This window comes from Fulvivirga marina, assembly GCF_016775155.1.
GTDB lineage: Bacteria > Bacteroidota > Bacteroidia > Cytophagales > Cyclobacteriaceae > Fulvivirga > Fulvivirga marina.
Map to the genome: position 1 here is coordinate 463,242 of NZ_JAEUGD010000042.1, position 25,563 is coordinate 488,804.

Annotated in this window: 12 protein-coding genes; 11 read left to right on the forward strand and 1 reads right to left on the reverse strand. The window is 41.4% G+C overall.

Features of this window, described 5'->3' with window-relative positions:
- Positions 1 to 26: 26 nt before the first annotated feature.
- The 3 genes from JMN32_RS12665 (at position 27) to JMN32_RS12675 (ending at position 6,293) form a co-directional block, all read left to right on the forward strand.
- A complete protein-coding gene (locus tag JMN32_RS12665; protein WP_238354448.1) occupies positions 27 to 3,287 on the forward strand; it encodes a WD40/YVTN/BNR-like repeat-containing protein in 3,261 nt (1,086 codons plus the stop codon).
- A gap of 40 nt (positions 3,288 to 3,327) precedes the next feature.
- Complete coding sequence (locus tag JMN32_RS12670; RefSeq protein WP_202856694.1) at positions 3,328 to 5,244, forward strand: CocE/NonD family hydrolase; 1,917 nt, start codon at positions 3,328 to 3,330, stop codon at positions 5,242 to 5,244.
- A 134-nt stretch (positions 5,245 to 5,378) separates the two neighbouring features.
- Positions 5,379 to 6,293, forward strand: coding sequence for a glutaminase (locus JMN32_RS12675; RefSeq protein WP_202856695.1), 915 nt, complete (start codon positions 5,379 to 5,381; stop codon positions 6,291 to 6,293).
- A 4-nt stretch (positions 6,294 to 6,297) separates the two neighbouring features.
- Here JMN32_RS12675 and JMN32_RS12680 read toward each other — a convergent pair whose 3' ends face one another.
- Positions 6,298 to 7,185, reverse strand: coding sequence for a cation diffusion facilitator family transporter (locus tag JMN32_RS12680; RefSeq protein ID WP_202856696.1), 888 nt, complete (start codon positions 7,183 to 7,185; stop codon positions 6,298 to 6,300).
- A 103-nt stretch (positions 7,186 to 7,288) separates the two neighbouring features.
- Here JMN32_RS12680 and JMN32_RS12685 point away from each other — a divergent pair, with 103 nt between their 5' ends.
- From JMN32_RS12685 to galB, 8 genes are all read left to right on the forward strand, one after another.
- On the forward strand, positions 7,289 to 8,620 hold the full coding sequence (locus JMN32_RS12685) for a sialidase family protein (RefSeq protein ID WP_202856697.1): 1,332 nt from the start codon (positions 7,289 to 7,291) through the stop codon (positions 8,618 to 8,620).
- 114 nt (positions 8,621 to 8,734) lie between these two features.
- The gene (locus tag JMN32_RS12690) at positions 8,735 to 10,093 is read left to right on the forward strand and encodes a serine hydrolase domain-containing protein (protein WP_202856698.1); all 1,359 of its coding nucleotides are present in this window, start codon (positions 8,735 to 8,737) and stop codon (positions 10,091 to 10,093) included.
- Between the two features lie 320 nt (positions 10,094 to 10,413).
- A complete protein-coding gene (locus JMN32_RS12695; RefSeq protein WP_202856699.1) occupies positions 10,414 to 14,562 on the forward strand; it encodes a hybrid sensor histidine kinase/response regulator transcription factor in 4,149 nt (1,382 codons plus the stop codon).
- A gap of 292 nt (positions 14,563 to 14,854) precedes the next feature.
- Positions 14,855 to 17,965 carry a SusC/RagA family TonB-linked outer membrane protein gene (locus tag JMN32_RS12700; RefSeq protein WP_202856700.1) on the forward strand — a complete coding sequence of 1,037 codons (3,111 nt, stop codon included), beginning with the start codon at positions 14,855 to 14,857 and terminating at the stop codon, positions 17,963 to 17,965.
- Between the two features lie 14 nt (positions 17,966 to 17,979).
- Positions 17,980 to 19,572 carry a RagB/SusD family nutrient uptake outer membrane protein gene (locus JMN32_RS12705; RefSeq protein ID WP_238354449.1) on the forward strand — a complete coding sequence of 531 codons (1,593 nt, stop codon included), beginning with the start codon at positions 17,980 to 17,982 and terminating at the stop codon, positions 19,570 to 19,572.
- Between the two features lie 23 nt (positions 19,573 to 19,595).
- Positions 19,596 to 21,452: a hypothetical protein gene (locus JMN32_RS12710; protein ID WP_202856701.1), complete on the forward strand. Its 1,857-nt coding sequence runs from the start codon at positions 19,596 to 19,598 to the stop codon at positions 21,450 to 21,452.
- Positions 21,453 to 21,471: 19 nt separating this feature from the next.
- Positions 21,472 to 23,091, forward strand: a complete 1,620-nt coding sequence (locus JMN32_RS12715) for a cellulase family glycosylhydrolase (protein WP_202856702.1) — start codon at positions 21,472 to 21,474, stop codon at positions 23,089 to 23,091.
- A 23-nt stretch (positions 23,092 to 23,114) separates the two neighbouring features.
- Entirely contained in the window at positions 23,115 to 25,556 is a 2,442-nt protein-coding gene (gene galB, locus JMN32_RS12720) for a beta-galactosidase GalB (protein WP_202856703.1), read from the forward strand.
- The last annotated feature ends 7 nt before the right edge of the window (positions 25,557 to 25,563 follow it).

A 25,563-nucleotide genomic window follows, 5' to 3' on the forward strand; every position in this document is an offset into this window, starting at 1 on the left:
TTATAAGATATAAACTCATATTGAACATGTTGAAATCATTTCTAGACCATCTTTTTGTGGTCACAATACTATTATTTGCAGTCCCAGGCTTTTCACAGAAGCTAGACATGGATAAACTTAAAGAGATGAAACCAAGGAGCATTGGCCCTGCTGGTATGAGTGGGCGAGTTACTGCTATTGATGCTGTGTATGATCAGCCTGATATCATTTATGCCGGGACTGCATCAGGTGGTTTGTGGAAGTCTGAAAGTGGAGGAGTGGGTTGGAAACCTGTTTTTGATGAGGTTAAGTCAATGTCCATTGGAGCTGTCGCCATACAACAGGATAACCCGGAAGTTGTATGGGCTGGTACAGGAGAAGGAAACCCCCGAAATAGTCTGAATGGGGGGTATGGTGTTTACAAGTCGTTGGATGGAGGTAAAACATGGGATCTGATGGGGTTGGAGAAGACCCGTCATATTCATCGTATAGTTATTCACCCTGATAATCCGGATATTGTTTATGTAGGAGCTATAGGTTCCCCATGGGGTGAGCATCCGGAAAGAGGTGTGTATAAGACCACTGATGGTGGTAAGAACTGGAAAAAAGTACTCTATGTAAATGAAAAAACCGGAGCCGCTGATCTGGTAATAGACCCAACCAATCCCAACAAGCTGTTTGCTGCCATGTGGGAGCATAGACGTAAGCCTTGGACGTTCCACTCGGGAGGGCCAGGCTCAGGTTTATATGTGACAGTTGATGGGGGTGAGAACTGGAAAAAACTCACTGCTGAAGATGGACTGCCAGAAGGTGATCTGGGGAGAATTGGTGTCGCAGTTTCCAAAAGCAATCCTAAGAGGGTTTATGCCTTGATTGAATCCAAGAAAAATGCCTTGTATAGATCTGAAGATGGGGGATATAAATGGCAGAAAATTAACGATAATACTAATGAAATAGGCAATAGGCCATTCTATTATTCGGAGATATATGTTGATCCTCAAAACGAAAACAGGCTATACACTATATTCACCTATGTCAATGAGAGTGAGGATGGGGGAAAATCATTTACACAACTTATGCCTGCTTATAATACAAGTCGGGGTGTGCACCCTGATCATCATGCATGGTGGATCAACCCAAATGATCCAAGTTACATGATTGATGGTAACGACGGAGGCCTTAACATTACGCACGATCGCGGGCAAACCTGGCGGTTTGTTGAAAATCTTCCTATTGCTCAATTTTATCATATTAATGTGGATATGGAGTACCCCTACAATGTTTATGGTGGCATGCAGGACAATGGCTCCTGGGCAGGGCCTGCCTATGTATGGAAGTCACAGGGGATCAGAAATTCATATTGGCAGGAGATATCTTTTGGGGATGGCTTTGATGTGATCCCTGATCCCGATAACTCTCGATACGGGTATTCTATGTCGCAGCAGGGCTTTGTGGTTCGTTATGACAAAGAGACAGGGCACCAAAAGTTTATGAGACCAACACATCCTGACCCTGATATGAGGCTAAGGTTTAACTGGAATGCTGCAATTGCTCAGGATCCGTTCGATAATTCCACTCTATATTTTGGAAGTCAGTTTGTGCACAAAAGCATGGATAAAGGAGATACATGGGAGGTAATTTCTCCTGATCTGACTACCAATGATCCGGAAAAACAGAAACAGGACGAGAGCGGGGGGCTTACAATAGATGCAACTGGTGCTGAAAACAATACCACGATCCTGGCTATTTCGCCAAGCCCTTTGCAACAAGGTGTTATCTGGGTAGGTACAGATGATGGCTTTATACAGATAACAAGAGATGGCGGCAAGTCCTGGGTCAATGTTACTCCTAATATCACGGGCATGCCCAAGGCAGGTTGGGTAGCCCAGATAAAGCCTTCAACCTATAATGCGGGGGAAGCTTTTGCAGTAGTCAATAATTATAGAAACTCTGATTACAAGCCATACCTTTTCCATACCACTGATTATGGTAATACCTGGAGGAGTATGGTCAATGAAAGTCAGGTGTGGAACTATACCTTATCTTTTGTTCAAGATCCCGTGGAAGCCAAACTGATGTTCCTTGGGTCTGAGGGGGGATTGTATGTTAGTATTGATGGAGGAAAAAACTGGACTCAGTGGACTAATGGTTACCCTATGGTACCAACAATGGATTTGGTGATTCATCCCAGGGAGCATGACCTTGTGATAGGTACCTATGGAAGAGCGGCCTATGTGCTGGATGATATCAGGCCGTTGAGAGCTATTGCCAGAGAAGGACAGCGGGTTTTGAATAAGCAGCTTGAATTATTCAAGGCCCCTGATGCTTATCTCACGCTGAATCAGCAGCCCTCAGGAACAAGATTCAGTGCTGATGCCATATACAGTGGCGAAAATAGAAAAACAGGGGCTATGATAACTTACCTGATCAATAGGCCTGAAAAAAAAGATAAACCAAAAGGGGAGTCTACAGTTAAGAAGAAGGGTAAGCAAGGAAATACGAAATTGGTGGTGGAAAAGCCATCTGAAGATTCCACGAAAGTGGCTTATGACTCCCTTACATTAGAGGTGTTTGACCAGAAAGGTGAATTGCTCAGGACGCTCAAACGGAAGGCTCCTAAGGAAAATGGTGCTCACAGAATGTATTGGAGACTTGATGAAAAGGGGGTGTATGGGCCAGGCAGAACAAAACCTGGGAAAAATAGCCCTGAGCCTGGGGGCGTGAGTGTATTGCCTGGGTCTTATAAATTAAAAATGACCTTTGGTGAGGTGTCAGATTCAACCACAGTCAATGTCAGGTTTGATCCGAGAGTTGATATGTCTGTGGAAGTACTTAAAGCACGGAGGGCAATGCTGAAGCAGATAGAAAAAGGACAGAAGTTAGCTGGTTTAGCTACAGCAAGACTCGTCGAATCAAAAAAAATAGCGGATGATTTTATTAAGAAAATGAATGACAAGGATATGGAGGCTTTTAAGGAGGCCATCGAGCGAAGCAAGGCTGCTAAGGATTCCATAGATGCATTGCTGGTTCCTTTTGTAGGAGAGGATAACAGCAAAAAGCAAGGTATAATCAGATCCCTAATACCTGACATAGGTGATCGCTTTGGCACAGCAAGCTATTATATACAATCGTCGTTGACTGCACCGGGCGATACTGAGAAAATGTTGATAGAGCAGGCTGAGACCAAACTAGAAGTGGCATTAAAAGAGGTTGATAGTTTCTTTGAAACTGAATGGGAAAACTACAAACAGGAAATGGAAAAACTCGACCTGTCACCGTTTAAAGATTATGAACCTCTGCAGAAGTAAATCAAGTAAGATTAGAAACTTAAATAAATTAAAAATTGATATGAACTTTAAAATTTTGGTGGCGACCCTATGCTTAGGGTTGGCTGCTTTTAGTATTGACACAATAGCTCAAAATCAGGACTCACTTTTTGTGAGGAACAACTATGACAAAAACGAATACCAGATTCCCATGAGGGACGGCACCAAGTTGTTTACAGCTGTCTATACTCCTAAAGATAAGTCTAAAAAGTATCCTTTTTTGATGCAAAGAACGCCATATAGTGTTGCGCCGTATGGAGAAGATAAGTATAAGAAAAGTCTGGGGCCTTCACCCTACCTGATGAGAGAACTGTACATATTTGTTTATCAGGATGTACGTGGAAGGTGGATGTCTGAAGGAGACTATGATAACATGCGACCTTTTATAAAGGGTAATAATCCTAAGAACAAGAAGGACATAGATGAGAGCTCGGATACATTCGATACCATAGAGTGGTTATTAAAAAATATAAAGAACAACAATGGTAAAGTAGGACAGTGGGGTATTTCATATCCAGGGCATTATACGGCTGCTGCACTCCCTGAGGCACACCCTGCTTTGGTGGCTTCATCGCCACAGGCGCCCATTGCAGATTTCTTTTTTGACGATTTTCACCACATGGGGGCTTTTTTGCAGAGCTACTTGTTTGCCTACCCGGTTTTTGGACACCAGACGGAACCTACTACTGAAAGCTGGTATATGGACAAATGGTCCAAACTTCAGGCTTCCGGAAATACTGCTGATGGTTATGATTTTCATATGAATCTGGGGCCTCTGAAAAATGTAAAAAAATATTACCCTGATGATTTCTTCTGGGAGCAGACTGTTGAACACCCAAACTATGATGAATTCTGGCAAAAAAGAAATATTTTACCCCACCTCAACGGTATTGATCATGCAGTAATGACAGTAGGTGGATGGTATGATGCGGAAGACCTTTACGGACCGTTGAATATCTACAAAACAGTAGAGGAGAATAACCCAAAGGCCAAAAATAGTATAGTTATGGGGCCCTGGAGCCATGGTGACTGGGCCAGAGAGAAAGGGTATCAGGCTGTGAATCATATCTTTTTTGGAGATAGTGTGTCTACCTATTATCAGAAAAATATTGAAAAGCCATTTTTCAATTATCACCTAAAGGGTGAAGGGAAACTTGATTTGCCTGAAGCATATATGTTTGATACTGGTCTTAAAACCTGGAAACAATTTGCAGTGTGGCCTCCAAAAGATATACCTCCGGTGAAACTGCGATTTGCTAAAGATGGTAGATTGCTGATCAACGGACAGGCTGAAGAAGAGGCTACGTTTAAATATATCAGTGACCCCAATAATCCGGTACCCTACACTTCTGAGACTGAGTCGGTAACATTTACTCCCCGTAGATTTATGACAGATGATCAACGACATGCTTCAAGAAGGTCGGATGTGTTGACATTTGAAAGTGACATACTAACTGAAGATCTTACACTGGCGGGTGAAATTGTTGCACGTCTTAAAGTGGCACTTTCATCTACTGATGCTGATTTTGTGGTTAAACTTATAGATGTATATCCTGAGGATGCTAAGCCAAGCAAAATAACCCCTGAACATGTTGTAATGCCCGGATATCAGCAGTTGGTGAGGCATGAAGTGTTTAGAGGCAGGTTTAGAAATAGTTTTGCTGAGCCGGAACCTTTTAAACCAGGAGAGATTGAAGAGGTTAATTTCCCGTTGCAAGACATCCTTCATACTTTCCAAAAGGGACATAAGGTTATGATCCAGATCCATAGTACTTGGTTCCCTTATATAGACCGTAATCCTCAGAAGTATGTAGATAACATTTACAAAGCCGACGAATCTGATTTTCAGAAAGCAGAGATCACGGTTTATGGTTCATCAGTTATTGAAATTGGTGAAGATCAATCTATGAATGTTCCGGTGGATATCTATAAAAAATGATTGCTGCATTTTCCTAATCATTTAGGCATATACCTCAGCCACTTCCTTTTATAAAGGAGGGGCTTGAGGTTGTTCACTTCTTAGATTTTCCTACTTTTGGAAGCGCCTGCGGGAATGTGCTTAATTTTTTATATATGGATTATCAAAAAATACTGGAAGAGATACACCAGGAAGTATTACCCTTGGTAGATAAAGGTAAGGTAGCTGATTACATTCCTGAATTGGCTAATGTGGATAGAAATAAATTTGGGATCTACTTGCTAACTCTTGATGATAATGCTTATGCGGTAGGTGATGTCCTCGAAAAGTTCTCTATCCAGAGTATTTCAAAGGTTTTCATGTTGGCCCTCACTATTTCGCATCTGGGAGAAAAGGTGTACGACCGGGTTGATGTGGAACCGTCTGGTGATCCGTTTAATTCTCTGGTTCAACTGGAGCATGAGAGTGGCATACCCCGTAACCCATTTATTAATTCTGGAGCACTTGTAATTACCGATATGATGATTTCCTCTTTTGCTGATCCTCGTGCGGAGTTTTTAGAGTATGTTCGTGATTTGGTAGGGCAGGCAGATGTTTTTTGTAATAAAAAGGTGGCAGCTTCTGAAAAGGAACATGGCTTTAAGAATGCTGCGATGGTCAATCTGATGAAGTCGTTTGGAAATATCGAGAATGATGTCGATGAGGTGCTTGATCTATATTTTGAGTTTTGTTCTATTGAAATGACATGCAGTGAGTTGGCTAGGGCCTTTAGGGTATTTGCCAATCATGGTCGTGGTGTAATAGATACCAAAAAATATATTACAGAAAGCCAGTTTAAAAGGATTACGGCCATAATGCAGACGTGTGGCTTTTATGATGAAGCCGGTGAGTTTGCTTTCCGGGTAGGTTTACCTGGAAAAAGTGGTGTAGGTGGCGGAATAGCGGCAATACTTCCCGACAAATATAGTATTGTAACCTGGAGTCCAGGGTTAAACAAGAAAGGAAATTCTCTGGCTGGCATGAAGGCTTTGGAGCTTTTTACTACCAAAACAGGAACGTCGATTTTTTAATAAATTAGCAATGTTCCAGTTCGCAAGTCTCATTCTCAGTTTCAAACTCAATGGTGGCATGCTTGATGGAAAACGATTTTAGGAGATTTCTTATCTCCTCTTTTATTTGTGCTAATTCCTCCATTCCCTTTTCGGCTGTCACCACAAGATGTGCACTGAAAATATAGTATTCACCGTCCATTGACCACAAGTGGCAATCATGTATGTCTTTGATTGCAGCATTCTTTCTTATTTCATCTGCAATTTCATCTATCTCTACACCTTTTGGGGTGCCCTGAAGTATAATTCTGAAGCTCTTTTTAATATTCATAAAAACATTATATAGAATGTAAATTGCTATGCAAAGTGATAGTATGGGGTCAATAATGGGAAGGTTATAGTATCTCATAATGATGGAGCCTATTAATACGGCTACCCACCCCAGCACATCTTCAAGCAAGTGTAGTGATACAACCTCTTCATTTATTGATGAGCCTTTTCTTAACTTGAGTACTGCAGCTCCATTAATCACAATGCCAAGTATAGCCAGATACATCATACCTTGGGCATCTGGCTGTTCGGGGTTAAAAAGTCTTGGGATAGCTTCGTAAATGATGATGCCAGAACCAGTGAACAGCACAACCGAGTTAATGACCGCTCCCAATAGGGAAAACCTGCTGTAACCATAAGAAAAGGTTTTGTCACGCCCTTTACCTGAAAGCTTTTGAAAATACCATGAAAGCCCTAGACTAAGACTGTCTCCCAGATCATGCAGAGCATCGGAAAGAATGGCGACACTATTAGTGAAAAGTCCGCCAATGATCTCAATAACCGTAAAACCTAAGTTTAAGAAAAAAGCTAATTTCAGGTTTTTCACCCCGTGGTGATGATGGTGTCCGTGATCGTGTCCCATATATTTATTTTATCTTCCCTGAATTAATATTTAAATTAACAACAAGCCAATCAGTTGCACAGTTTTAAGGCAATTGTATATTTGTTTAACTAATTTATCAACTATGCGGTATATTTTCAGTGTACTACTGACCATAATTTTTGCAGAGTCATATGTTTATGGCCAATTCAAGAATATCGTGCTTGACAGGCAGGATTCCATAACTCGAGCTCCTGCGGAACCCAGTGTGGCTATTTCGTATAAAGATCGTGACAACATTGTAGGGTCGGCTATTTTAGACAAAGTATATGTAACAAAAGATGGGGGTAAGACCTGGTCTAAGAACAGGCTTACTTCATCCTTGGGCGTATGGGGAGATCCGGTAGTGATATCTGATAGGAAGGGCGACTTTTATTACTTTCACTTATCAGACCCTACAGGCAAAAATTGGCAGAGTGAAGAGATTCTGGACAGGATTGTTTGCCAGAAGTCATCTGATGAAGGTGAAACCTGGTCTGATGGAGCTTCAATAGGGGCTAATCATCCCAAAGACCAGGATAAAGAGTGGGCAGTGGCAGATCCCAATTCAGGAAATATCTATGTAAGTTGGACCCAGTTTGATGATTATGGATCGAAAGAAGAGGGCTGCTACAGTAATATTCTGTTTTCAGAAAGCAATGGTGGTAAGAAGTGGTCTGATCCGATCAAAATAAACCAATTGCAGGGTGATTGTGTAGATGATGATAATACTGTGGAGGGAGCTGTGCCCGCGGTCGGTCCGTTGGGGCAGCTTTACGTGGCATGGTCTTATGGAGGCAAAATATATCTCGACAGGTCATTAGATAAAGGGAAGAACTGGCTTAGGAATGATATTGTAGTGACTGAGCAGCCTGGAGGATGGTCTTTGAATATACCGGGGCTAAACAGGACTAACGGTATGCCCGTACTTATTTGCGATAACAGTAATAGTCAGTATAGAGGATTTCTCTATCTTAACTGGTCAGACCAGCGCAATGGAGAGGATGATACGGATATCTGGTTTATGAAGTCTGCCAATCATGGCGATACATGGTCTACGCCTGTCCGTGTTAACGATGATGCACCGGGAAAGCACCAGTTTCTTTCATGGATGACCATGGATGAAACCAGTGGGTTTATTTATATAGTATACTATGATCGAAGGGAACATGATGATCTGCAGACGGATGTTTATTTAGCCTATTCTACTGACGGGGGAAACTCTTTCACTAATAAAAAAATCAGTGAAAAACCTTTTTCACCTGATGAAGAGAATTTCTTTGGGGATTATACCAATATAGCTGCTCATGATGGCAGAATTGTGCCCATGTGGACCCGCATGGATGATGGTCAAACTTCTATTATAACCACTGTTATTGAGCAGGAAGCGCTTACTGGTGTAAAAAGGCAAGAGAAGAAAAGGAAAAAAGCAAAATAGATCTAAATCCAGGTGTGGTAAACGGTATAGCGAAAGCTGTTATCGATATACTGTTTAACTAATTGGATATTAGTAAGATTTTGATAAATTGCCTGTCTTTAAAACCAGTAAATAATGAATCAACCTACCCAAACCGTTTTAAGCTTTTTGCTTTATTTCTTCTTTATTGCCTTCTTTTCGATGAGTTGTTCGCAGAGCTCTTCGCAAGAGAAACTGGCAATTGAAAAGGATACTTTGCAATCGCCACCTGTTTTATTATTTGCTATGCCAGAGGATGTAGGCCTAAGTACTGACAGCTTAAAAAAGGTTGATGAGTTGATCTCCCGGTATGTAAAGGAAAAAAAGTTTCCGGGAGCTGTAGTACTTATAGCCAAGGGGGGCAAGATTATCTATGAAACAGAAGTTGGGTGGAGTGATTCCATGCATACCGAACCCTACCGTAAGGATCATATTTTCAGAATGGCCTCCATGACTAAACCTCTGACTTCGGTTGCTGCCATGCAATTATATGAGCAGGGAAAGTTGGACCTTAATGATCCTGTATCTAAGTACATTCCTGAATTTGCCGATGCAACGGTGCTTACAGCGTTTCACAAGGAAGATACCACATGGGAGAGCCGCCAGGCTCGCCATGCACCAACGATACACCATCTTTTGACGCATACATCGGGTATCCCTTATGGGTTCATAACTCCTGAAGTGAATGGAGCCATCATGGCCAAGTATGATATACCGGACCTTGCCACTCATCTTGATGTAAAACTTGAAGAAAGCATGGCGTCCCTTGGTAAGTTGCCATTAGCCCATGACCCGGGAGAAAGATTTACCTATGGACTGAGTACTGACGTTTTGGGAAGAGTTGTTGAAGTTGCTAGTGGTATGAGCCTGGCAGATTATTTTAAAAAGAATATTACGGGGCCGCTGGGAATGGAGGATACAGATTTTTTTCTTGACGAAACTCAGGCATCCCGCTTGGTAGACAATTATATGCTAAATGATAGCGGGAGAATAACAAGTACCTATGATTTAGGCAAGTTGTATGATCCGGACTTTCCTGTTAAGGGGGCTTCTTACTTCTCAGGGGGAAGTGGCCTGAGCGGAACAGCCCGAGACTATTTTGTTTTTAGTCAAACAATGTTGGAAAAGGGTACATTTCAAGGGGTGCAACTGCTGAAGCCTGAAACTGCTAAAATGATGGAGATAAACCAATTGGATACAGTATCTTTCCCTTGGGCGGATTCTGGTTTTGGGTATGGTTTTGAAGTGGCTAATAAGCATCCGGTAAAGCCCTCCGGTACTTTTTACTGGGGAGGGGCTTTCAGTACAACTTTTTGGATAGATCCTGAAAATGAAATAGTTGCAATCATGCTTAGCCAGGTACTCTTTGGCTCAAATGAGATGTTCAAGGAATTTGAAAATCTGGTTTATAATGCGATGGATGAAGAAAACGTAGCTGAGTTGGCGAATAATTAATATAAATAGCTATTAACCCTTTATTGTAAATTCCCCATAGTTTAATACTGGTTCAAATGTCAGTATCTGGTCTGTACGTTATACTCTAAAAGGCCAGGGTAAAGAGTAGTAGCAGTTATATCACAGTTTTGAAGGCGATATTATGGATATATTTTGCGTTAGAACTTGTTATATACATACTGTTGATTATTTAAGCTGTTCATTATTTTTTGTATTGATTATCATGTGAATATAATGTCTTTTGACATTGAAAGGACCATTATCAGTTCTCCTTTTTGCAGTTTTAAAATGTGAAATATTGTAACAATCTTACTTGACCGATGAAGATTAAGATTCTTGTGTTATTGGTGTTCGGTGGTATACTGATAGGAAGTTTAGCTGCTCAGCCGCAAATACCGCTCACTTTTAAATTTGAACATCTCAATGTGGAGACAGGACTGTCTCATGGAGAGGTTAACTGCATTCTTAAAGATAGCCGAGGTTATGTTTGGATAGGAACTTCTTCGGGGCTTAATCTGTATAATGGCTATTTTATCAAAAACTTTATTAATGATCCTCGCGATTCCAATTCTATTGGTTCAACAATAATATCCGATCTTTTTGAGGGGCCTGATGGTAATATTTGGGTGAATACCCAGCAGGGTATGAATATATATGATCCAAAACTTGAAATATTTGAGCAGGATATTTCTGGTTATATCGAAAGGTATGAGCTGCCAGCAGGCCCTGTAACCGATATCGCTCAAACTGATAATGACGTATATTGGTTTATTAGCTCAAATGACGGTGTAACCTGTTATAATAATCAGGATAACTCATCAATACGCTTTGCAAGGGGTACGGAACATCCAATAGGTTCAAACGGAGTCTCAGCAATTCATCAGGATGGTGATGGTGATATTTGGTTTATTCATAATAATGGTCTACTGGAAAAAGTAGATGGGAAGACTCTACAGGTTACGGAGCAGTATTCGTACTTGGTAGACCAGTTTAAAGGACAGTTGCAGAATTTTGAGATGATTGTTGATAGAGACAATGACCTTTGGATATATCTACCATTTGCTGCTCATGGCGTATTTCATTTTAAACCAGACGAAAGAACAATAGTTAACTATAGCAAAGACTCAAGTCCAATACAACTCAATACCAACCTTGTCACTGGTATAGTGGAAGATCCGGATGGTAGAATTTGGGTTGGTACAGACCATGGAGGTATTAATGTTATTGATAAGGAAACAGGGGCGGTTAGTTATCAGTTGCATCATCAAGAAGTGGAAAGCAGCCTTTCTCATAACAGTATTTACTGTTTATATAAAGATAATCAGGGAATTATTTGGGTAGGAACCTATAAAAAGGGAGTGAATTACTACCATAAAAAGATTAAAAGATTTCCTCATTACAGACATAATATCCTAACGCCTGGCAGTCTGCCTTTTGATGATGTAAACCGCTTTGTGGCTGATGATGAAGATAACATTTGGATTGGTACAAATGGAGGGGGACTGATTTATTTCAATCGGGCTGATAATACTTTCACACAATACAAAGCCAATCCAAATGACCCCAAAAGCATTAGTAGTGATGTGATTGTTAGTATGCTGATTGATAAATTCAATACACTATGGATAGGTACATACTTGGGAGGCTTAAATCAATTTGACGGAAAGCATTTCAAGCACTATAAAGCAGGCACTAAGAATAAATCGAGCCTTTCCGGTAACAATATATGGGAGCTGTTTGAGGATTCCAGGGGACAGTTATGGGTAGGAACACTAACTAGTGGTTTGGACAGATTTGTAAGAAATACAGAAGAGTTTGTGCACTATGGGGTGGGGGGAACAAAAGGAGATACTACTTTGCGAGTCACTTATATACAAGCATTGGCTGAAGATAGTAGTGGTAACCTATGGGTTGGTGGTGGAGGAGGGGTGGATATTATAGACAAGGCTACGGACCGAGTCAGGTTGAACCCTGAAGATCCGGCTACACCATACCTTTTAACCGCTCATACTGTAGTCAGTTTGTACAAGGATTCTCAAGAACGTATGTGGGTAGGTACACAACAAGGCCTATATGTTTATGGAGAGGAAGGTGAGTTGTTAAATATGTTTACCTCAGAAAATGGCCTTCCTCATAATACAATCCTGAATATACTGGAAGAAGATGAGCATAACTTATGGTTTAGTACTCCGAATGGTATTTCTAATATGGTGATAGATGACGTGGTTGATCTTTCGAAGATCCGTTTCGTTAATTTTGATGAAAGTGACGGCCTTCAAGGAAAAGTATTTAATGAAAATGCGGCATTAAAAACCGCCAGCGGTGAACTGATATTTGGAGGAGCCAACGGTTTTAACATTTTCGATCCCAAAGAGCTTAAGGTTAAGGAAGAAACATCGGAAATTGTTTTTTCAGACTTTCAGTTGTTTAATAAGAGTTTGAAAGTAAACGAGCTGTATCAGGGAAGGGCTATACTGACCAAGTCCCTTCCTTTTACCAATGAGGTTACTTTAAAATACGATGAAAATGTTTTTTCCATAGAGTTTGCTGCCATCAACTTTTTACATCCCGGCAAAACTAAATACAAATACAAATTGGAGGGGTTTGATAGTCAATGGCGAATGGCGGATCAGACAAGGAGGGCGACCTATACCAATCTTGATCCGGGTAACTACACCTTTAAAGTAATTAGTTCTAATAGTAACGGAGTCTGGAATGATCAGAATGCAGCTAGTATGGATATCTCCGTATTACCTCCTTTTTGGAAAAAAAATTGGGCATATGCAATTTATGCGGTATTAATGTTGGCTTTACTTTTTCTTGTAAGAAGAGTGATGCTCCAACGCGAAAGGGTGAAATTCAGAATAGAACAGGCACGTAGAGAGGCGCAGCAAATGCATGAGTTGGATCTATTAAAGATTAGGTTTTTCACAAACTTAAGTCATGAATTTCGTACGCCACTCTCTCTCATACTGGCACCTTTGGAAAAGCTGATGGACAATGCTCAGAGTCAGTATCAGAAAATGCAATACCAAATGATTGATAGGAATGCCAGAAGGTTGCTTAACCTGCTCAATCAGCTATTGGATTTTCGTAAACTCGAAGTAGATACTATTGAACTTTATACCTCCGAAGGAAATATTATCAAATTTATTGAGGAGTCTGTACACTCTTTTTCGGACCTGTCAGAAAATAAAAGCGTAACACTTCACTTTCACTGCAAAGTAGAAGAATTATATGTTTTGTTTGATATGGACAAACTGGAAAAGATCCTTTTCAACCTTTTGTCTAATGCATTCAAGTTTACCTCGGAGAATGATCGTATCGATGTTGTTGTTGATTGTTATGATCAAGAAAAGGGGGTGAAGCTGATTGAGATCAAAGTAACTGATACAGGAATTGGTATTCCAAAAGAACAGCAGGAAAAAATCTTTGAACGTTTCTTTAGAAATGATACGCCCGGTAGCATGGTTAATCAGGGTAGTGGAATTGGTTTGGCCATTACACGCGAATTTGTAAAAATCCATGGTGGTACCATTACGGTGGAAAGTGACCAGGGTAAAGGTACATGCTTTACGGTTCACCTTCCTGTGGAGGAAGTTGGCAGAAAGGATGCTGCAAGTCAGAAAGAGTTAGCGAATAGTAGCAGTAAGGCGGGTGTCTCTGAATGTTATGAGCCGGAGCGAGTCTATGATGAGGGCACACCGTTGATACTTCTTGTAGAAGATAATGAAGACTTTCGTTTCTATTTAAAGGATAACCTGAGTGTACATTTTAAGGTAGTGGAGGCTAAAAATGGAAAGGAGGGTTGGCAAAAAGCACTTTCTTGTCTCCCCGACTTGATAGTGAGTGATCTTATGATGCCGGAGCTCAATGGTATTGCGCTTTGCGAAAAGCTTAAAGGAGATGCCCGAACTTCTCATATTCCCGTGGTTTTGCTTACAGCTGACTCAGCAGAAGACAAACAGATCAAAACCCTGTCCTTGGGGGCTGATGACTATATGACTAAGCCATTTAATTTTGAAATCTTATTGTCAAGGATTAAAAACCTGATCATACAGCGTAAATCTTTGCAAGAAATCTACCAAAAGAAGATCAGCGTTCAGACCAGTGAAATGGAAATCACATCATTGGATGATAAACTTATTCAAAACGCCATCAGTATAGTTGAAAAGAATATATCAGATCCTGAATTTACAGTAGAAATGTTTAGCAAGGAGCTTGGCCTGAGCCGGGTACACCTTTATAAAAAGCTGGTATCATTAACAGGAAGTACACCCATAGAATTCATTCGCAATATAAGATTACAGCATGCGGCTCAATTTCTCAAAGAAAGCCAGTTAACCGTGGCTGAAGTTGCATATAATGTGGGGTATAACAATAGGAAGTATTTTACCAAGCATTTTAAAGCTGCTTATAAGATGCCGCCATCAGAATATGCTGCAAAGCAGTCGGTGAGTAGTAAGTAATACCCTGGATACAAAATTTAATATTGCTTCAAATGAGTAATGCCTAATAGGATTACGTGTCTTGCTTAAAAACTTCCGATTTCTTTGTCTAAAATCCCGTTAGAGCTTGTCGAAATGGCCTATTTAACCAATCAAGGTCATATTTGAAACATTTGATACCTCTCTCAATTTCTTAATCTAACTACATTGTATGTCGCAAACGTTTGCTAAAATCTCAGCAAACGTTTTAGATCATTTGAAATGTTTTGCCAGCCAAAATATTTATAGAACCAAATTAAAAAGCACATGTAATATGAAGAAAGTCTTACTACTAGTGATGTCACTATGCTTATATCAAGTGACATACGGACAGCACACCGTTAAGGGTAAAATTACCTCAGGAGGAGAGGCGTTACCTGGCGTGGGTGTTATTGTTAAAAATACCAATATCGGTACGGTTTCGGATATTGAAGGAAACTATATCCTTAACATTTCAGACCCTGAGGAAACATTGGTTTTTTCCTTTATAGGTTTTGAAACCCAGGAAATAGCCGTCGGTAGTCGCTCGGTTATTGATGTCGAGATGTTTGAAGATATTACACAGCTAGCAGAGGTAGTGGTGATCGGCTATGGTGTAGAGCAAAAGAAATTGCTAACAGGTGCCACTGGACAAGTTAAAGGAGATAAGGTGGATAAACTAAGCACCACTGGAGCTTTAGATGGTCTTCAGGGGCAGATTTCAGGAGTTAATATTGCTGCTACATCGGGTCAGCCTGGAGAAAGTCTTAAAGTAACTATCAGAGGCGCAGGCACCATTAATAATTCCAGCCCCCTTTATGTGGTCGATGGAGTTCAGACTGGAGACATATCCTATCTCAATACGGCTGATATAGAAAGTATCGATGTGTTGAAAGATGCGGCATCCGCTGCCATTTATGGTGCCCAGGCAGCCAATGGTGTTGTATTGATTACTACCAAAACAGGTTTCTCAGGCAGGACCCGATTTACATTTGATTCTTATTACGGTATACAGGAGCCTTCAAGACAGATCAGAATGCTCAATAGTAGAGAGTATGCAACAATCATGAATGAGGCTGCAATCAACTCGGGCAAAGGACCATATTTTACCAGTGCAGAGATCGCTGCGATGGATGAAGGTACCGATTGGATTGATGAAATGATGTATAATAATGCAGTGATGCAAAACTATGCTTTTGGGCTGAATGGAGGGAATGATGTTTCTGTTTATTCCTTGTCAGCGTCATATACAGGACAGGAAGGTATAGTAGGTGGTCCTGATGTTTCCAATTACGAGCGCTATTCATTACGGCTAAATACAGAGCACAAACTTTTTGATGGCGTACTAACGTTGGGGCAACATCTGACAGGTTCCTATATCAAGAAAAATGGAATTGCGGTAGGAAATCAATACAATAATGCACTAAGAGGAGCCTTCAACACTAGTCCCTTTTTACCTATGTATGATGATAGTGGTAACTTCCTTAACAACAGTGGCGATAGCTCAGCAATTTATAACGGTGTAGTTTGGGAACCCTGGGCACCCGGGGAGAGCAACCCTTACGCATCCATGATCTATAACAATCAGAATGATAACAATAACCAGAAGATTTTTGGGGACTTTTATGTGGAGCTGTCTCCCATTAAAAAACTGAAATTCAGGACTCGGTTTGCTTACGACTACTATGTAAATGAGAGCAGGGGGTACCAACCAGTGTATGAGCTTTCAATTTACGCACAACGATTAAATGATGTGGCCTATCAAAGTATGAGTAAAGGGCTGGCATTGACCTGGGACAATATCATTACTTACGATATGGAGTTAGGAAGTCATAACCTCACTGTGCTAGGGGGTACATCAGCCTATACCAATGAAGGAACCTTTATAAATGCCAGTAATTCAAAACTGTATTTCTCAGACCTTGATCATGCATATATAGACAATGCCACTAATACTGATTTGGCCAATTTATCGCTGGGAGGAGGTCCTTTCGACCCCTATAAGCTGCTGTCATACTTTGGGCGGGTTTCTTATGACTATCAAAATAGGTATCTGCTCAATGCTACATTCAGAGCTGACGGATCAGCCAATTTTGCCAAAGGAAAAAGGTGGGGTTACTTCCCTTCAGTATCAGCAGGGTGGGTGATTTCGGAAGAAGGTTTCTGGTCAAACCTGAATTTAGAAGATAAGATAGACTTCCTGAAATTGAGAGCAAGCTGGGGGCAGGTTGGTAATGCTGCAATAACGGCTTTTCAATATATAACCCCTATCGAAGTAGGTTCTTCAAACTACTATTTCGGATCTGCCGACTATGATGGTAGCGGTAATACGACAGGAGCCTATCCATCACGTTTGTCTAATGAAAATGTGAAATGGGAGACCTCTGAGCAGTTAGACATAGGTTTAGATGCTGCTTTGATAGATGGTAAAATGGACATAAACGTAGACTGGTACAAAAAGACCACAAAAGATTGGTTGCTGGAAAAGCCAGGTTACGCAACTGATGGAGCATTACCTCCTTTCTTTAATGGGGGAACAGTGGAGAATACCGGGGTGGAGATGACCTTGTCATGGAAAGACAAAATTGGGGATATTAACTACTATGTCAATGTAACAGGTGCTAAAAACAAAAATGAAGTAGTTGAGGTACCTACCAGTGACGGCATAATTCATGGCCTCGACAATATGTTGTACGCCAATGCTGGTGAGTTTTATCACAGAGCAGAGTCAGGTTTTCCTATAGGTTATTTCTGGGGGTGGGAAACCGCAGGAATATTCCAAAATGAAGAGCAGATCAATGCTTACAGAAGTTCCGAAGGGGACCTGATCCAGCCAAATGCACAACCCGGAGACCTTATTTATGTAGATCGTGATGATAATGGTGTAATCAACAATGCAGATAAGACCATCGTAGGTGATCCGAACCCTGACTATACTTTCAGTTTGTCATTTGGACTTGACTACAAAGGTTTTGATTTTTCAGTACTAGGGTATGGAGTAGCTGGCAACGAGATTGTTCAATCCTACAGAGATCATTCAAATGGCTTTGCTAATTATACTACGGCTATACTTGACAGGTGGCATGGAGAAGGCACCTCAAACAGTACACCGCGTGTAACAGCAACTAATGTAAACTACCAGTTTTCAGACGTTTTCATCCATAAGGGTGATTTCTTCAGGATCAATAATATTACTCTGGGATATGACTTTACCAACTTGCTGAAGTTTGATTTCTTCACCAAACTCAGGTTATATGCAACGGTTCAAAATGCTTTTGTATTTACAAAATATGAAGGCATGGACCCTGAAGTAGGTTACGGACTTGAAAATGGTTCTGCCGGAGTGGATTTGGGATTCTACCCAAGACCTAGAACGTATATGCTGGGCTTAAATGTGAACTTTTAATAACCTGAATAGCTATGAAGAATTTAAATAAATATCTACTTGTATTGATGGTTACAGTTTTTGGGGTGAGCTGTACTGATGATTTTTTGGATACTGAGCCCAAGACTACTTTGACCGATGACAGTTTTTATCAAACTAAAGAACACGCAGAGCTGGCAATAGTCGGGTGCTATGATGGTGTACAGCAGTTATATGCATCAGGTGTGGCGTTCCCGATTTTATCAGAAGTTTTATCAGATAACTGCTTTGGAGGTACCGGTAAAGATGACGCATACAACTATAGGGTGCTTGATGAGTTTGATCTGTCAGTATCTCCGGGAGAGGTTAATGTGCTGAACGGTAATTGGGTAGCCTATTATAAGGCTATTTACAGGATCAATGTACTCCTTCAGAAGATGGATCAGATTAATTGGGAAGGAGATGAAACATATCGTAATCATATAGAAGCCCAGGCAAGGTTTTTAAGGGCCTATTGTTACTTTGATATGGTCAGGATTTGGGAAAAAGTACCATTGGTTACCGAGCCCACCACGGATAATGTACCACAAGCTGAAGTTGATGACATATATATACAGATCACTCAAGACCTTTTATTTACAGTAGAAAATGGCAGTGAAACTATTGAACCCGGCAGAGTTAACAAATGGGTAGCCAAAGCTTATCTGGCCAGAGTTTTCTTGTTCTATACAGGGTATTATGGGAGCAGCGACCTGGTAGGCCTGGTATCTAAGGCGGAAGCCTTGCAAGGACTTGAAGATGTTATTGGTAGGGGGGCTTATGACCTGATCGAAGAGTTTAAAAACCTGTGGCCTGCTGCCTCGTCAGTCCCAGATGGTGAAGGTCTTTCTACAACTTATGCAGGTAAAGATAATGCAGAGACCGTCTTTGCCATTAAATACAATATTACATCTGATTATGATGGAGGTAATACTGACGGCAATCATTGGTTGGTTTTGTTGGGCTTTCGTGGACAGACCTTTAGCCCCTACGGAACGGGATGGGGGGCATGTACGGTCAATCCTGACCTTTATGCGGTTTATTCTGCTGAGGATACTCGAAAAGAAGCTTCTATTATTTCTATAGATGGTGAAGGCCTGGACTATGATAATGCAAGTCACAGAGAGTACACAGGATATACAGGAAAAAAATATATACCATTGGCTAACCCTGATGGAAGTGATGTGGCTGTTGCAAATGGAGGATTCGACTTTCAGATTGGGCAATATCAGGACTATGTAGTGATGCGCTATGCTGATGTGCTGCTGATGGCGGCGGAGCTGGGAAGTGCCAATGCACAGAGCTATTTTGACGAAGTACGAGGTAGAGCGGGACTTACTTCACTCCCTGCCACCTTTCATAACATAATGAAGGAAAGAAGATTGGAGTTTGCCTTAGAAGGGATTAGGTATTGGGATCTGTTGCGTCAGGGAGTTAATGTCGCAGCAGAGGCTATCGCAGTGGATACTAAAGTAATGAATGCAGGAGAGGAAGCGGATAAGTCAATACTAGGTGTCAATGTTTTGAAAACCAGAGGATTCCAGATGATTCCTCAAAACCACGTTACCCGATCAAGTGGGGTATTGATACAAAATGCCGGCTGGGAATAATATTAAATTTTAAAAGCATGATTATGAAGCGAAATATTTTAAAATACTGGTTTTTCATCATGTCTGTGGGCCTATTATTCACAGCCTGTCAGGATGAGTATGAATTGGGAGAAGTACTTCCCGTTGAAAGTTTGCAGTATGAAATAACACAAAACCCGGATGACCCTAACATGGTTATTTTGGAGAGCTTAACCCCTAACGTTACGCCTTTATGGACAACGCCTATGGGGCCTTCCACCAGAGTGAAAGACACAGTGCTTTTGCCGTTTAGTGGCGTGTATCAATTTGTTTATGGTGTGGAAAGTGCCGGTGGATTTGTCAGCGCTGATACGGTAGAGTTGAATATCACCACCCAAAATTTAAGCTATGTAGATCACCCCTTATGGGATCTACTTACCGGGGGAGGTGTGGGCTTCTCAAAAACATGGGAGCTTGACTTGAATGCTGAGGGTATTTCCAAATATTTTGTCGGCCCTCAGTATTTCTATGGTACGGATAATGGCTGGCTCGGAGAATGTTTGGTAGAAGGAGGGAATTGTTGGAGTTGGGAGGCAGATTGGCCAGGTAACCAGTGGATTGCTGATGTTGGAGACTATGGGGAAATGACTTTTAGTTTGGAAGGAGGAGCATTTTTAACTGTGAATCATAGCATGATCCCAGCACGAGGAACAGAGAGTGGTACCTATTTCCTTGATGTGGATAATTACAGCATGACATTTAATAATGCTTCACCACTTCATTCACCTAATACTGAAGCTTGCGTTCCCAATTGGTACGCAGTTAGGGTTTTTTCAATTGCAAAAGATTATATGCAGCTGGGCTTCAAGAGAGACGCGTCTTGTGATGGCGAACTCTGGTTGGTATTCAATTATATTTCTAAAGAATACTCGGATAACTGGGTGCCTGACGATGCTCCTGATCCTGAGCCTCCTTATAACGGAGATGCCAATTCAGACCTGACTACTAATGTGTCTACAACAAAAACATGGAAGGTTGACTTGGATTACCCATACAATTGGCATGACTTGGCGGGCACACCGTTAAATGATGTGGCTACTTATGGAAGCGATCCGGAAGGCTTTGCCTTTACCACTTGGACACCTCCTTATGACGAAACTGTGTTTTCATCAATATCGGTTGAATTGACCAAAGTAGGTGAAAGTGATGGCACATACGTGATTCAAACCGAGACCGGAGAGGTTACAGGCGATTACACTGTAAATGCAAAGAATGAAATTGATTTTGGCCAACCCATTACATTCTTTTCAGGAGTTGGGGGATGGTTGGGCTTTTCTACAACTGCAGAAAACACATTGCGGATCATAGCTGCAGAAAATGATGCATTTGGTAACGTTACAGGCATATGGCTGGGACAGAAAGCCGTTGATAAAGATGAGTATTTTTCACTGCATTTAAAGTCGGTAGCAAATAGCGGTGGCCAACCATCAGGTACAGGAGTTGCCTTTGATAATACAAAGCTCGCTTTTGGTGACCTCGAAGGCAATGGTAATCTGCGATTGGAGTTGTATAATGACTTTGGTTCTACAAAAGCAGACCCTCCTTTAGACCCTACTGCCGTAGTCTTTAACAATCGAATTGAAATTACATTCACACTTCAGGGAATTACTCTAACTGGTGGTGCTGCGGGTAGCTATAATACTGCTGTAGGCCTTGCCGATGGTGATTGGTCAGCTCAATACTGGGGTGACGGACCAGGGGAAGTTGCTGTAACAGGAGATGGAACCTATACAGTTTATGCGGAACCGGGAAGTATATATGAAACAGCGCTGGTATTTGTCGTTGATATAAAAGGTATGGCGGCAGAAATCGCTGATCTTGGAGCGGTGACCGTCACAATTGATAGCATTGTTATGTACTGATCGATGATAAGAACCAATAATGAAATTTTTAAATAACGAATTCAGGCTTTGGAAACTGATGTTTTCAGAGCCTTTAAATAATGTTTGGAACGATAAGAAATTTATGGAAAAGAGAAGTATGAAGTATCTGGCACACCTGGGTAGTCTGCTAATTATAATATGCGGCATAACATTACCCCTAAGTGGCTGCGGTGATGATGAAGGAGGGATTATTGAAAAGCCACAAGTAGAGTTGGGTGTAAGTGACGGCACATTAGATTTTGAAGCATCAGGAGGGAGTAAAGAGCTTAAAGTTACAAGCAATGCCCTATGGAAGTTTAATTATGATGTAAATCTGTGGAGCAGGCCAAACATTCAGACATCAAAAGGTGACGTAACTGTACAAATCACAGCCGATGCCAATGAAACTACAGAGGCCCGAAGCATGGTCTTAAAGCTTGCCGGTGAGGGTGTTGATACTATACAGATTACAGTTAACCAGGCAGCGGGCACAATTGATCCGGAACCTGTAGAGCCAGAATTACCTGATTACATTGATCCTGATAATACAGATATGAGAAATTTGACATCTGTACAATTGACAGAGTTAATGGGAGTTGGGTGGAACCTTGGTAACTCACTTGAAGCAATGATTGAAAATGGTGGAATACTATCGGGTAACGAAACTTCATGGGGCAACCCGGTAGTTTCTAAAACTTTGATAGATTCAGTAAAAGCCGCAGGGTTTAATACAATTAGGATACCGGTTTCATGGTCACATATGTTTGATGACCCTGCGACATACAAAATCAGTTATGCCTGGAAGCAGCGTGTGGAAGAAGTGGTAAACTATGCCCTTGATAATGATATGTTCGTTATGATCAACATCCATTGGGATGGCGGGTGGATGGATCACCCTACTTATGACCAGCAGAATGCCATTAATGAAAGGATTACCATGATGTGGAAGCAAATAGCCAAGTTCTTCAGAGACTATGATGACCGTTTGCTATTTGCCGGGACAAACGAAGTTCATGAAGAAGGTGACTTTAATGCCCCAACAGCTGAATATGCTGAGGTGCAAAACTCCTTTAACCAGACTTTTGTAAACACTGTGAGAGCAACGGGAGGGAGAAATACCTACCGTCACCTTATAGTACAGACGTATGTAACCAATATCGCTTATGGAGTGGATCATATGACCATCCCTAGCGACGATACAGCTGATCGCCTGATGGTAGAGGTTCACTTCTACGATCCTTATCAGTTTGCATTGCAGAATACGGATGAGATCTCATTATGGGGTGCGGCAAATGCAGGTAGTGCAGCGCATGCTGGTTGGGGGGATGAAGATTGGGTAGACGAGCAGTTCAGCAACGTAAAAACAAACTTTGTTGACAAAGGCTACGGCGTGATCTTGGGGGAATATAGTCCTACGCTAAAGACTAATCCCGCTAACTCAACCTATGAGGAGCATGTGACATCAAGAAATTATTATATCAATTATGTAACTAAAACTGCATTGACTAATGGTATGGTCCCTGTTTTCTGGGACAATGGACATACAGGAAACTATGGATCCGGATTGTTCAATAGAAATACAGGAGAAATAGTGCATGCTGGAGCGGTTGATGCGGTGATCTCTGCTTTGGGTAAATAATTAGGATATAGCGCGTGAATCATTTGTATAAAGTTTTATTAGTGTGTCTGTTAGCTCTGGCTGCTGTTTCATGCCAGAAAATCAATGATACAAGAGTTATTCAAAGCTTTAATGATGACTGGTACTTTATGCTGGCCGATAGTACAATGGATGCCAGTGTTCCTGATTATGACCATTCATCTTGGCGAACATTATCTGTCCCTCATGATTGGAGTATTGAAGGGGAATTCTCCAAAGAGCACCCTGCCACTGAAGGCGGAGGTGCTTTGCCTGGGGGCGTAGGTTGGTATCGGAAAACTTTTCAGTTGGATGAGGCAACCAAAGGGAAAAGAGTATACCTACAGTTTGATGGTATCTATATGAACAGTGAAGTTTGGATCAATGGACACTATCTTGGTAAAAGACCATTCGGATATATTTCTTTTGAGTATGACCTGACACCTTACCTCAGCTATGGGAAGGATTCAAACGTAGTAGCAGTTAAGGTGAATAACTCTAAGCAGCCTAATTCCAGGTGGTATTCCGGTAGCGGTATCTACAGAAACACAAGGCTTGTTATAACTAGTTCAATTCATGTTGCTCAGTGGGGCACCTATGTGAAGGTACCTGAACTTAGCAAACAACAAGCTTTGGTTAAAGTACAGACAACCGTATTGAATACTACAGGCGAGTCCACAAAGGCTAATGTCCATACCTTCATAAAGAGTAAAGACAACAAAGTAGTTACGGAGGCCTCTTCAGCTCTGCAACTGTCAGAGAGTGAAACTGTTTTAGACCAGGAACTTCTGGTAAGTTCTCCTCAAATATGGAGTATCAATGACCCTAATCTGTATACAGTACATACGGAGGTCAGCATCAATGGTGAAAAAATAGATACTTATACCACACCACTAGGCATAAGGACTTTCAGTTTTGATCAGCAAAAGGGGTTTACTCTCAATGGTGAACAGGTTAAGATCAAAGGAGTGTGTCTACACCACGACCTGGGTTGTCTGGGAAGTGCTATAAATACAAGAGCTATAGAGAGGCAACTGGAGATCATGAAGGAGATGGGGGTGAATGCGATCAGGACATCTCATAACCCGCCGGCACCTGAGCTGCTTGATCTGTGCGATAAGATGGGACTGCTGGTGATGGATGAAACATTTGATATGTGGAGCATGAAAAAATCTGAGTATGACTATTCACTCTATTGGGACGAGTGGCATGTGCGCGACCTTACAGACCACATAATAAGGGATAGAAATCACCCTAGCGTATTTGTCTGGAGTATAGGTAATGAGATTACTGACCAGTGGCATCCCATCGGAGATTCATTAGCCAGGGAGCTTACGCAAATTGTAAGATCGCTGGACGACCGACCCATTACCTCAGCGATGAACCCTCCCAACGAAGGCAATACCATAGCATTGTCAGGAACACTTGATTTGATAGGATACAACTATGCTCATGATAAGTATGAGTTGCATAATGACAAATATCCTAACACCCCGTTTATTGCCACTGAAACTACTTCTGCATTGGAAACCCGAGGGTATTACGATCAGAAGTCCGATACCATAAAAAGGTGGCCCATCCAATGGGACAAGCTATTTGTTGAGGGCAATCCGGGCAATACTGTATCTGCTTATGATCAGGTGAGCACTCCGTGGGGATCTACACATGAAGAAACTTGGAAGATCATTAAAAAGCATGATTTTCTTTCAGGAATGTTTATATGGACGGGTTTTGATTACCTCGGAGAGCCTACACCTTATGCCTGGCCGTCGCGAAGCTCTTATTTTGGAATCGTTGATCTGGCAGGCTTCCCTAAAGATGCCTACTACATGTACCAAAGCGAATGGGCTGATAAGGATGTGCTACATGTACTTCCGCACTGGAACTGGACAGGGCGCGATTCTGTAGACGTATGGGCATATTATAATCATGCGGATGAAGTGGAGTTATTCCTCAACGGTAAATCCTTAGGAGCTAAAAGCAAAGAAGGTGAAGAGTTGCACGTCATGTGGAGGGTAGCTTATGAACCGGGAGAGTTAAAAGCGGTTTCCATAAAAAACGGTGAGCTCTTGCTGGAAAAAGCTGTAGTAACTGCAGGAGAGCCGATATCTATTAGGTTGACTCCTGATCGAAATGAAATTTTAGCGGATGGAAAAGATCTCAGTTTTATCACAGTAGAGGTATTGGATAAGGACAATAATCCGGTGCCTGTTGGGGCTAATGAAATTCAATTTTCAATCGAAGGGTCTGGGAAAATTGTGGGTGTGGGTAACGGTGATCCTACAAGTCATTTGTCTTTGAAGGGTGATAAAATGAAAATGTTCAACGGAAAGTGTCTTGTAGTCATTCAATCTGGTCAGCTATCCGGAAAGGTGGTGGTACACGCCACTTCTAAAGGGCTAAAAGATGCAGAAACAGTTATCAAATCATATAACATTAAACAGGGAATTAACTTAAATAACAATTAAACATACG